Genomic DNA, 11147 nt, shown 5'->3' on the forward strand with positions numbered 1-11147 from the left:
GGCGGCCGCGGGCGGGGCGGGCGGGGTGTCCTGGGCGGGCGGGGTGTCCTGGGCGGGCGCCGAGTTCGGCGCGGGTACGGCGGGCTGCGCGGGGTCGATCTGCTCGGGGCGCAGCACGCCGCCCGACCGGGGGGCCTGGGCAGGCCCGCCCGAGAGGATGCGGCGCCCCGACAGTGCGCTGCCGAGGGTGAGCTCGTCGGCGAACTCCAGGTCGGCGCCCATAGGCAGCCCGGACGCCAGGCGGCTCACCACGAGATCGGGGAACGGCCGCAGCAGACGGGCCAGGTAAGTGCTGGTGGCCTCGCCCGTGGTGTTGGGATCGGTCGCGATGATGATCTCGGCGATCTCCTCGCCCTCGGCCTCCCCGCCGACCCGCCGCATCAGGCCGGCGATGCGCAGCTCGTTGGGTCCGATGCCGTTGATGGGGTCGAGCGCCCCGCCGAGCACGTGGTAGAGCCCGCGGAACTCCCGGGTGCGCTCGATGGCCTCGATGTCCTTGGGCTCCTCGACCACGCAGATGAGCGTGGGGTCGCGGCGCGGGTCCGAGCAGATACGGCAACGCTCGGCCGCCGCGACGGTCCCGCAGACCTCGCAGTAGGTGACGCCCTCGACCACGGCCTGTAGCGCGGAGCGGAGGCGTTCGACGGAGTCGGGCTCGGCCTGCAGCAGGTGGAAGGCCAGGCGTTGCGCAGACTTCGGACCGATGCCCGGCAGCTTGCCGAACTCGTCGATCAGGTTCTGGACCGGTCCCTCGTACATCGCGCTTTCCTGTGCTCTTGCTGTCCCGACGACGGCTGCGTCGCCGGGTGGCGGGTCCGATTACGGGTCGGAACCCGGTGGCGGGGCCCGGAACGTGCCGGGCCCCGCGGGCTCACATTCCCAGTCCGCCCATCATGTCGCCGAGGCCGCCACCGGAGGCCAGCGGGCCGAGACGGGACTCGGCGAGCTCCTGCACCTTGGTGTGGGCGTCGCCGAACGCGCCCACGAGGAGGTCCTGCAGCGTCTCGATGTCCTCGGGGTCGACGACCTTCGGGTCGATCGTGACGCCGGTGACCTCACCGGTGCCACGCATGGAGACGGTGACGAGTCCGCCGCCCGCCTGACCGTCGACGGTGCTCGCGGCGATCTCCTGCTGCGCCTCGGCGAGCTGGGCCTGCATCTGCTGTGCCTGCTGGAGCAGGGCGTTCATGTCGGGTCCGGGCTGCATGGCGGGGTCCTTTCGGCGGTGTGCGGGGCAGTGCTGAGTTCATGGCTGGTATTCAGGCCTGACCCTGCCGGGGCGGCCCCGGTCGGTCGGTTCCCAGCGTAACCGTCCGGTAGGACACCGTGCCCCGGCGCGCGGCGGGGCGGGTGGGTCAGCTCTCGAGCGGGCGGGCCCCGAGGTGCTCCTTGAGCAGGGCCAACGCGATGTCCTCGCCGGTCCGGTGGTCGAGGTTCTGGGGGCCGCTGCGGGCCTCGTCCACCATCTCCTCCTCGCTGACCGGCTGCGGGGGCGGGCTGTTGGGCTCGCCCGGTTCCGGCTCCGGTTCCTCGGGCGGCGGCGGGATGTCGTCGTACGCGCCGCCCGAGCGACCGCCGCCCTGGCCCTGCCCCGCGTCCGCCCCGCGCAGGCGACGCTCCCAGCCCCGCGGCTCGCCCTGCTGGGGCGCGCCGGGGGCGTCAGTAGGGCCCGCGGCGGATCCCCGTCCGGGTGCTGGAGGCGACGCGTCGGCGGGAGCCGCGGCGTCCCCGGCTGCCGCGGACGCGGAGCCCGACGTGCAGCGGATGGTCCAGTCGCCGCCCACGACCTCGGTGATCGAGTCGGTGATGGCGGTGGCGTTGTGCGGCTGCGAGAGGCGCTTGGCCAGCGGCGCGTAGTCGTGCACCAGGTGGATCACCCGGCCGTCCACCCCGGCGACCGTCGCGCCGGCGAGCATGACCTCCACGGTGCGGGTGCGGGTGCGGACGGCGTCGCGGATGGCGGGCCAGGCCCGGCGGATGTCCTCGGCCTCGATGCCGGGTGCGCCAGCCGCGGGCGCGGACGCCGCCTCGGGCTGCGGCTCCGGGTCCGGCCCGGACGACGCCTGCTCCGGAACCGATGCTGGCGGCACGGGTGCGGACTGCTCGGTCGCGGTCGCGGGCTGTTCGCGCCACGGATCGTCGGTCTGCGCCGGCGCGGGTGCGGGTGCGGGTGCGGGTGGGGCCGACGCGGCGGCAGGAGTCGAGTCGGCGCCGGCCGCGGTTGCCCGCGCAGGATCCGGAGCGCCCGCTCGGGCAGTTGGCGCCTCGGTACCCGCATCGGGACCTGCGGCGGGTGCTGCCGGTGCAGCGTTCGCGGCGTCGGGACGAGCGGCGGGCTCGGATGCCGGCCCGGGCAGGACGTCACCCACGGGCTGCTGCTCGGAGGTCGGCGGCTGGGCCGCTTGCGGGGACTGCGCCGACTGCCGCGACTGAGCGTGCTGCGAGGACTCCGACTCGGGAGTCCGGTTCGCCGCGATCTGCTCCGCGACGGACCCGGCGGGCACGGCCGGGGCGGCGGGGTCGTCTGCCACGGCGGGCTGGTTCGGCGCTTCGGTCCCAGTCGGCGCTTCGGTTCCAGCCGGCGCTGAGGGCTCAGTCGGCGCAGCGGTTCGACTCGGCGCGGACTCGGCGGCGGCGTGTGTCGGCGCTGGCGTCGGAGGCGGCGTCGGAGTCGATGCCGGCGGCGGAGTCGGTGCCGAAGTCGGTGCCGGCGTCGGAGTCGGAGGCGGAGGCGGAGTTGAAGGCGCAGCTGCCGCCGGAGCCGGGGTCGCACCCTGGCCCGCCGGCGCGGGAGTCTGCGGCGTCGGCTGCTCGGCAGCGGGCGCGGCCTGCTGCTGCGACCGGCGCACGAACTTGGGCCGCCCCTCGGCCTGGCCGGCAGCCTGCGGCCCCGGCCCGCCGGCGGAGTCGGGGCGGGACTCGTCGTCGTCGCCCCGAGGCGCCCCTCGCGGCGCGGATCCACCGCCACCGACGGCACCCGCCGCGGCGGCCGGCCGCACGGCGCCCGACTCGAGCGACTCGACACGCTGCAGCAGCGCGATCATGGAGTCGTCCGCCGAGGGCAGGAGCAGCTTGGCGCAGAGGATCTCCAACAACAGCCGGGGCGAGGTGGCCCCGCGCATCGACCCCATCCCCTCGTGCACCATGTCGGCGCAGCGTGCGAGGGTGGCGGGCCCGATGTTCTCGGCCTGACGCCGCATGGTCTCGGCCTGCTCGACCGGCGCGTCGACGAGCCCACGCTCGATCGCCTGCGGCACGGATTGCACCATGATGAGGTCGCGCAGCCGCTGCAGCAGATCGGCGGCGAACCGACGCGGGTCGTGCCCGGCCTCGACCACCTTGTCGACGGTCCGGAACAGCGTGGCCCCGTCGCCGGCGGCCAGCGAATCCACCGTGTCGTCGATGAGCGCGACCTCGGTCGCCCCCAGCAGGCTCACCGCGCGCGGGTAGGTGATGCCCTCGTCACCGGCGCCGGCCATCAGCTGGTCCAGGACGCTGAGCGTGTCGCGCGGCGATCCCCCACCGGACCGGATGACCAGCGGGAACACGGTCGGCTCGACCTGCACACCCTCCTGCTCGCAGATCCGCTCGAGCAACCCGCGCATCGACGTGGGCGTGAGCAGCCGGAAGGGGTAGTGGTGTGTGCGCGAGCGGATGGTGGGCAACACCTTCTCCGGCTCGGTGGTGGCGAAGATGAAGATGAGGTGCTCCGGCGGCTCCTCCACGATCTTCAGCAGCGCGTTGAAGCCCGCGTTGGTAACCATGTGGGCCTCGTCGATGATGAGCACCCGGTACCGCGAGGACGCCGGCGCGAAGAACGCCCGCTCGCGCAGATCACGCGTGTCATCGACGCCGCCGTGGCTGGCCGCGTCGAGCTCGGTGACGTCGAGGGTCCCGTGGCCGCCGGGCGCGAGCGCCACGCACGAGTCGCATTCGCCGCACGGGTCGGCGGTGGGCCCCTGCACGCAGTTGAGCGAGCGCGCGAGGATGCGGGCGGACGAGGTCTTGCCGCAGCCGCGCGGGCCGGAGAAGAGGTAGGCGTGGTTGATACGACCGGAGGACAACGCCACCGAGAGCGGTTCGGTGACGTGCTCCTGGCCCACGACCTCGGCGAAGGAGGCGGGGCGGTACTTCCGATAGAGAGCCACGCCTAGAGGGTACCCAGGGGGTACGACGACGAGGACTTCCGCTTCCGACGACGATCACGCGTGATCCGGGATGGACCGAAATGACCGGAGGGGCCGCGTCATACGCAGCCCCTCCCGACGTCCCTCGCGCGCGGATCGGGCCCCCTCAGACCCCCGCAGCACGGTTCCCGAACCGATATCGGACACCGGCCCCTCACAGCCCCTCAGCTGTCTCCGGTGTCCGCATCCCTCTAGCTCGGACGACTCCGATACAACCAGACGGCCCCGGCCCGGACAAGACCGCACTTGCATTGACACTTGCTCAACAGGCCCGGCGAATTACATTCATGCAGGTGACAGGGTTACCTAAGCTACGGATTTACACATTCACACTTTGGGAATGTGGCGGAGATCACGGACGGGCAGACGCGCTGGTCACCTGACGATTCCCGGGGACGAAGAGGCGGGATCGGGAGCGCGGTCCGTTAATGGCCGCCGTTAACGCAGATGACGCAGTTGTTACACGCCGCCCGAGCCGAGCGATCGCTCAGTCGGCGAGCGCCCCCCGGCAGGCCGCGAGAAGAGCGCACAGGCCCACGACATCCATGGCGGTCTCGACCTCGGCCAGCGGCGGGAGCGTGGGCGCCAGACGGATGTGACGATCCTCGGGATCCTTGCCGTACGGGTACGCGGACCCGGCCGGCGTGAGGGCCACCCCGGCCTCCTTGGCCAGGCGGACGGTCTCGGTGGCGGTGCCGTCGACCACCTCGAGGTCGATGAAGTACCCGCCCTCGGGCCGGGTCCAGCGGGCCACGTCGTACTCGCCGAGCCGGTGGGCCAGGGCCGCGGCGGCGGCCTCGAACTTCGGCGCGATGATCTCCCGGTGGCGGAGCATGTGGGCGCGTACCCCGTCGGCGTCGCCGAAGAATCGGGCGTGCGCGAGCTGGTTGACCTTGTTCGGCCCGATGGAGCGCACGGAGGTGTGGCCGAGGTACCAGTCGAGATTGGCCCGCGAGGCGGAGAAGAACGACACACCCGCGCCGGCGAAGGTGATCTTGGAGGTCGAGCACACCTGCCAGAAGCGGTTGGGGTGACCCGCCTCGGCGGCCAGCGTGTCGACGTCCGGGACCTTGGGGAAATCCTCGGTGAGCGTGTGGACGACGTAGGCGTTGTCCCAGACGATCCGGAAGTCCGGGGCGGCGGTCGCCATGCGCGCGAGCCGGGACACGGTGTGGTCGTCGTACACCGCGCCGGTCGGGTTGGCGAAGATCGGGACGCACCACATGCCCTTGATGGACGGGTCGTTTGACACGAGACGCTCGACCTCGTCCATGTCCGGACCGGTCGGCCCCAGCGGCACCGGGATCATCTCGATCCCCAGCGCCTCGGTGATGTTGAAGTGGCGGTCGTAACCGGGCACCGGGCACAGCCAGCGCAGGACCGGCTCGTCCTTCCACGCACGCTGGGAGTCGGGCGTGCCGAAGAGCATGGAGAACGTCAGCAGGTCGTACATGATCGACAGGCTCGCATTGTCCTGGGCGATCACGCGGTCGGTCTCGACCCCGAGCAGCTCGGCGATGATCGACCGCAGTTCGGGCAGTCCCGTCCCGCCGCCGTAGTTGCGGACGTCGGTCTTACCCGCTGTGTGGTCACCCTCCCCCGGCAGCGACAGCAGGCGCTCGGACAGGTCCAGCTGTTCGGGCGAGGGTTTTCCGCGGGTCAGGTCCAGGGCCAGGCCCTTGTCGGCCAGCGCGTCGTACTCGGCGGCCAGTTGCGACTCGAGTCGGGCGAGTTCGTCGGCGGGGAGATCGGACAGTGCCACTGTGGCCTCCGGCGGGATCGACAACTTCGGTGTTGGTGCCCTAAGACATGTCCCAAGACATAAGGGGACCCCGCGCACCCGCCAGAGCCCGCTGACCCTTGCTGCCTTCCGGCCCTGGGGGAGTTCACAGGATGGACGCCGCGCGGGGTCCACGGACGAGTCTAACCGCCCCGCCTCCCGGGCCGCACCCCACCCGTCCTACGGGCCCCGGCCCGAGCCCACTGGCCCCGCGGTTTGCCTCTGCTTGCGCGTCCTGGGTATTGTCCTCCCCGGAGGATTCGCCTAGTGGCCTATGGCGCTCGCCTGGAACGCGGGTTGGGGTTTATAGCCCCTCAGGGGTTCAAATCCCCTATCCTCCGCCGCAGACGCGGCCCGGAGCCCTCGAGCCCGGGCCGCGTCGCTCATTTCGGCCCCGGGCCGCCGCCGGGCCCGCAGGCTCCGGTTCCTCCCCCGCAGGCCCCGCAGGCCCCGCCACCTCCAGCTACGCGCCCTCAATGCTCGGTTTCCACCCACGTGCGCGTCCCCCTGGGACCATTCCGGACGCACACCTCAGAGTCACACCTCAGAGGAAGCACCACACGCGAGCACCGCGTCGGATCGCCCGACTCCGGAGCGCAACCCGCCACCCGCGGCCACCCGCGCTCGGTAGCATCGCGAACGTGACCGAGACCACGGGCGGCCGGACCGTTGACGACGACGTCGCCCTGCGGGTCCTCGTCTACAGCCACGACGCCGCCACCCGCAGCCGCGTGATGTCCGCTCTCGGCACCCGCCCGCACCCGGACCTGCCCCGGCTCACGTACCTCGAGGTCGCCACGGCCCCGGTCGCCCTCGAACACCTCGACGCCGGCGGTGTCGACCTGGCGATCCTCGACGGCGAGGCGACGCCCACCGGCGGACTCGGCCTGGCCAAGCAGCTGCGGGACGAGCTCGACCACTGCCCGCCGGTGCTCGTGCTCATCGGCCGTGCGGACGACCGCTGGCTCGCCGACTGGTCCCGCGCGGACGCCTCGGTCCCGCACCCGATCGACCCGCTCCGTCTGCGCGACGCGGTGAACGGGCTCCTCGCCCCCGCCTGACACCGGCCCCGCGGCCGCGCGCACTCTTCCCCCCCGCCCGCGGAGCACGACCGACACGCCGTCTGTCCGAACCCCCGACGCACGTCAACACAGTGTGAGTAGAGTCACAGTTGCGGGCCGCACAGTGAACGGCCCGCCGGGGAGACGGACGACCGGACCCCATCAGCGCCGGTCACTCGAACCCCCTGCGGTTGCAGTAGAGGCCCGCCCACAGGCGGCTTCTCATCACAAGCGCGAGGAGTGACGCCGACGTGAACGAATACGTGCCCATCCTGGTACTCGGGGCCCTGGCGGTCGCCTTCGCCGTCTTCTCCTCGGGCGTGTCCTCCTTCGCGGGCCCCAGCCGGTTCAACCGCGCCAAGCTCGAGGCCTACGAGTGCGGCATCCAGCCCACGCCGCAGCCGGCGGGCGGCGGCCGCTTCCCGGTGAAGTACTACCTCACCGCGATGCTGTTCATCATCTTCGGCATCGAGATCCTCTTCCTCTACCCGTGGGCCGTCCACTTCGACCAGCTCGGCGTGTTCGGGCTGGCCGCGATGGCCCTGTTCGTGTTCAACGTCTCCGTCGCCTACGCCTACGAGTGGCGCCGCGGCGGACTGAGCTGGGACTGACCCGGAGAGTCGGAGAGGAGCGCCGAGATGGGACTCGAGGAGAAGGTGCCGGCCGGCTTCCTGCTGACCACGGTCGAGCAGCTGGCGGGCTACATGCGCAAGGGCTCGCTGTGGCCGGCGACGTTCGGTCTGGCGTGCTGCGCGATCGAGATGATGTCCACGAGCGGCGGCCGCTACGACCTGGCCCGATTCGGCACGGAGGTCTTCCGCGCGTCCCCCCGACAGGCCGATCTCATGATCGTCGCGGGCCGGGTCTCGCAGAAGATGGCCCCGGTCCTGCGGCAGGTGTACGACCAGATGGCCGAGCCCAAGTGGGTCCTGTCGATGGGCGTGTGCGCGTCGTCGGGCGGGATGTTCAACAACTACGCGATCGTGCAGGGCGTCGACCACATCGTGCCCGTCGACATCTACCTGCCCGGATGTCCGCCGCGGCCGGAGATGCTCATGCACGCGATCATCACGCTGCACGACAAGATCCAGAACATGCCGCTGGGCGCGAACCGGGCCGAGGCGATCCGTGCCGCGGAGCAGGCCGCGCTCGACCAGCGTCCGCTCATCCCCGTCGAGGGGATGTTCCGATGACCGATCGTCGCCCGGACTCCGGCGCCGCGGACCGCGACCGGGCCCCCGACGCACCGAACCCACCCGACCGCACGGACAGCCCTGGCCCGGACACCGTCGGCGTGCGCCACGGCATGTTCGGCGTCCGCGGCTCCGGGGACACCACCGGGTTCGGGGGCCTCGTGCGCCCCAAGGAGATGCCCGGCGGTACCCCACCGCCCTATGAGGACGACGACGACGAGGTCATCCGCGCGCTCACCGCGGCCCTGCACCAGCGGGGTGGGCCGAGTTTTCAGGAGGCCGTCGAGAGGGTCGTGGTCCATCGCGGGCAGCTCACCCTGCACGTGGAGCGGCAGCACCTACCGGCGGTGGCCCTGACCCTCAGGGACGCCCCGGACCTGCGCTTCGAGATGTCGTTGGGCGCCAGCGGGGTGCACTATCCCGACGCTTCGGGCCGGGAGCTGCACGTGGTGTATCCGCTGCAGTCCATCACCCACAACCGTCGCGTCATGCTCGAGACGTCGGCCCCGGACGCGGATCCGCACATCCCCACGCTGACCCGCGTGTATCCCACGACGGACTGGCACGAGCGGGAGACGTACGACTTCTTCGGCGTCATCTTCGACGGCCATCCGTCGCTGACGCGGATCGAGATGCCGGACGACTGGGAGGGCCATCCGCAGCGCAAGGACTACCCGCTGGGCGGGATCCCGGTGCAGTACAAGGGTGCGACCATCCCGCCGCCGGATCAGCGGAGGGCGTACTCATGACCGCCGATCGCACCCGCGCGAGGCGCTCGGGCCGCTCGGCCCGTGCCGACCGCGCCGCGGACTCCGACACTATCCTCACCGCCTCCGGGCAGGACTGGGACGCGATCAGCGAGGCCGCGCGCAACGCCGACGACGACCGCATCGTGGTCAACATGGGCCCGCAGCACCCGTCCACGCACGGGGTGCTGCGGCTGATCCTGGAGATCGAGGGCGAGACGGTCACCAAGGCCCAGTGCGGGATCGGTTACCTGCACACGGGCATCGAGAAGAACCTGGAGTACCGCTACTGGACCCAGGGCGTGACGTTCGTGACGCGGATGGACTACCTGTCGCCGTTCTACAACGAGGTCGCCTTCTGCCTGGGCGTCGAGAAGCTGCTCGGGATCTCGGACCAGGTGCCGCCGAGGGCGTCGGTCATCCGGGTGATGCTCATGGAGCTCAACCGGATTTCCTCCCACATGGTGGCCCTGGCGACCGGCGCCCTGGAGCTGGGGGCGAGCACCCCGATGCTCTTCGGATTCCGCGAGCGGGAGCTGGTCCTGGATGTCTTCGAGGTCATCACCGGTCTGCGGATGAACCACGCCTACGTCCGGCCCGGCGGCGTGGTCCAGGACCTGCCGGACGACGCGGTGCCGAAGGTGCGTGAACTGCTCGAGGTGATGCCCGGGCGGATCCGCGAGATGGAACTGCTGCTGCGCGAGAACCCCATCTGGAAGATGCGGCTGCAGGACGTCGGCTACCTCGATCTCACCGGGTGCATGGCCCTCGGCGTGACCGGCCCGGTCCTGCGGGCCACAGGACTGCCCCACGACGTGCGCCGGTCCGACCCGTACTGCGGATACGAGGACTACGAGTTCGACGTCATCACCGGTTCGGCGAGCGACTGCTACGACCGGTTCGTCATCCGGGTCGAGGAGATGAAGGAGTCACTGAAGATCGTCGAACAGTGCCTGGACCGGCTCGAGCCCGGGCCGGTGATGGTCGACGACCCCAAGATCGCCTGGCCCGCCCAGCTCAAGGTGGGACCCGACGGACTCGGCAACTCCGCCGAGCACATCCGCAAGATCATGGACAGCTCCATGGAGGCGCTGATCCACCACTTCAAGCTGGTCACCGAGGGCTTTCCGGTCCCGCCGGGCCAGGTGTACGTGCCGGTGGAGTCCCCGCGCGGCGAGCTGGGGGTGCACATGGTCTCCGACGGCGGGACCCGCCCGTACCGGGTGCACTACCGCGACCCGTCGTTCACCAATCTGCAGGCCGTGGCAGCGATGTGCGAGGGCGGGATGCTCTCCGACGTCATCGCCGCGGTCGCCAGCATCGACCCCGTGATGGGAGGGGTGGACCGATGAGCAGCACGGAGTCGACGAGTCGCGAACCGGTCTTCCTGCAGTTCGGGCAGCAGCCCGACGAGCCGGGGGCGATCGTCCGGCCCGACGCCCGCCGGCGCTACCCCGACGACGTCCTGACGCGACTGCGGGCCGACGCCGAGGTGATCATCGCCCGCTATCCGCAGGCCCGGTCGGCGTTGCTGCCACTCCTCCACCTCGTCCAGGCCGAGGACGGGCACCTCACGCCCGCCGGCATCGAGTTCTGTGCCCTCGCCGTCGGACTCACCTCCGCCGAGGTCATGGCCGTCGCCACGTTCTACTCGATGTACCGGCGCACGCCCACGGGCGACTACCTGGTCGGGGTGTGCACCAACACCCTGTGCGCGGTGATGGGCGGCGACGAGATCTACGCCGACCTGCGTGACCACCTGGGGCTCGACGGGCCCGGCACCACCGACGACGGCCGCGTGACGCTCGAGCGCATCGAGTGCAACGCGGCCTGCGACTACGCCCCGGTGATGATGGTCAACTGGGAGTTCTTCGACGACCAGACCCCTGCCTCCGCCCGGCAGGTCGTGGACGACCTGCGGGCTGGCCGGACGGTGACCCCGACCCGGGGCGCTCCGTTGTGCACGTTCCGCGAGACCTCCCGCCTCCTCGCCGGCTTCCCCGACACCCGCCCCGGCGCGAACGACGGCGCCCCCGGCGACGCGACCCTGGTCGGGCTGCGGATCGCCCGCGAACACGACATGCGCGCCCCGGCGGGGCCGGGCGACTCCACTGAGCCGCTCACCACCGAGCCGCCCACCACCGCACCGCCCACCACCGCACCGGACGAGGAGGCCTGAC

9 protein-coding genes, 1 tRNA gene, 1 other RNA gene and 1 pseudogene are annotated in these 11147 nt (G+C 71.6%); 7 read left to right on the forward strand and 5 right to left on the reverse strand.

Going from position 1 to position 11147, the window contains the following annotated elements:
- Positions 1–153 precede the first annotated feature (153 nt).
- The 5 genes and pseudogenes from recR to ffs form a co-directional block, all read right to left on the reverse strand.
- Positions 154–759, reverse strand: a pseudogene (recR, locus tag AC3DEV_RS04435) (recombination mediator RecR); the annotation flags it as partial.
- Positions 760–871: 112 nt separating this feature from the next.
- On the reverse strand, positions 872–1207 hold the full coding sequence (locus AC3DEV_RS04440) for a YbaB/EbfC family nucleoid-associated protein (protein WP_067714618.1): 336 nt from the start codon (positions 1205–1207) through the stop codon (positions 872–874).
- 148 nt (positions 1208–1355) lie between these two features.
- The gene (locus AC3DEV_RS04445) at positions 1356–4148 is read right to left on the reverse strand and encodes a DNA polymerase III subunit gamma and tau (protein ID WP_488371412.1); all 2793 of its coding nucleotides are present in this window, start codon (positions 4146–4148) and stop codon (positions 1356–1358) included.
- 526 nt (positions 4149–4674) lie between these two features.
- Positions 4675–5949 (reverse strand): aspartate aminotransferase type Ic, encoded by a 1275-nt coding sequence (locus AC3DEV_RS04450; RefSeq protein ID WP_488371413.1) that lies wholly within the window; start codon positions 5947–5949, stop codon positions 4675–4677.
- A 59-nt stretch (positions 5950–6008) separates the two neighbouring features.
- Positions 6009–6103, reverse strand: an RNA gene (gene ffs / locus AC3DEV_RS04455) — signal recognition particle sRNA small type.
- 117 nt (positions 6104–6220) lie between these two features.
- Here ffs and AC3DEV_RS04460 point away from each other — a divergent pair.
- From AC3DEV_RS04460 to nuoE, 7 genes are all read left to right on the forward strand, one after another.
- Positions 6221–6308: transfer RNA gene (locus AC3DEV_RS04460), tRNA-Ser, on the forward strand.
- 300 nt (positions 6309–6608) lie between these two features.
- Positions 6609–7028, forward strand: coding sequence for an Rv3143 family two-component system response regulator (locus AC3DEV_RS04465; protein ID WP_449757810.1), 420 nt, complete (start codon positions 6609–6611; stop codon positions 7026–7028).
- Between the two features lie 251 nt (positions 7029–7279).
- Positions 7280–7639: an NADH-quinone oxidoreductase subunit A gene (locus tag AC3DEV_RS04470; RefSeq protein WP_067714630.1), complete on the forward strand. Its 360-nt coding sequence runs from the start codon at positions 7280–7282 to the stop codon at positions 7637–7639.
- Between the two features lie 27 nt (positions 7640–7666).
- Positions 7667–8221: a NuoB/complex I 20 kDa subunit family protein gene (locus AC3DEV_RS04475; RefSeq protein ID WP_067714633.1), complete on the forward strand. Its 555-nt coding sequence runs from the start codon at positions 7667–7669 to the stop codon at positions 8219–8221.
- Entirely contained in the window at positions 8218–8970 is a 753-nt protein-coding gene (locus AC3DEV_RS04480; protein ID WP_488371414.1) for an NADH-quinone oxidoreductase subunit C, read from the forward strand. The genes AC3DEV_RS04475 and AC3DEV_RS04480 overlap by 4 nt, the downstream gene beginning before the upstream one ends.
- Complete coding sequence (gene nuoD / locus AC3DEV_RS04485) at positions 8967–10319, forward strand: NADH dehydrogenase (quinone) subunit D (RefSeq protein WP_206473332.1); 1353 nt, start codon at positions 8967–8969, stop codon at positions 10317–10319. Before AC3DEV_RS04480 ends, nuoD begins: the two co-directional genes overlap by 4 nt.
- Positions 10316–11146 (forward strand): NADH-quinone oxidoreductase subunit NuoE, encoded by an 831-nt coding sequence (nuoE, locus tag AC3DEV_RS04490; protein WP_488371415.1) that lies wholly within the window; start codon positions 10316–10318, stop codon positions 11144–11146. The genes nuoD and nuoE overlap by 4 nt, the downstream gene beginning before the upstream one ends.
- The last annotated feature ends 1 nt before the right edge of the window (position 11147 follow it).

Source organism: Dietzia sp. IBK-p2-15D, assembly GCF_057773105.1.

Bases quoted from the DNA above. Each gene is read 5' to 3' on its own strand.
- AC3DEV_RS04440 (WP_067714618.1), bottom strand. From the start codon at position 1,207: ATGCAGCCCGGACCCGACATGAACGCCCTGCTCCAGCAGGCACAGCAG.
- AC3DEV_RS04475 (WP_067714633.1), top strand. From the start codon at position 7,667: ATGGGACTCGAGGAGAAGGTGCCGGCCGGCTTCCTGCTGACCACGGTC.
- AC3DEV_RS04480 (WP_488371414.1), top strand. From the start codon at position 8,218: ATGACCGATCGTCGCCCGGACTCCGGCGCCGCGGACCGCGACCGGGCC.
- nuoD (WP_206473332.1), top strand. From the start codon at position 8,967: ATGACCGCCGATCGCACCCGCGCGAGGCGCTCGGGCCGCTCGGCCCGT.
- nuoE (WP_488371415.1), top strand. From the start codon at position 10,316: ATGAGCAGCACGGAGTCGACGAGTCGCGAACCGGTCTTCCTGCAGTTC.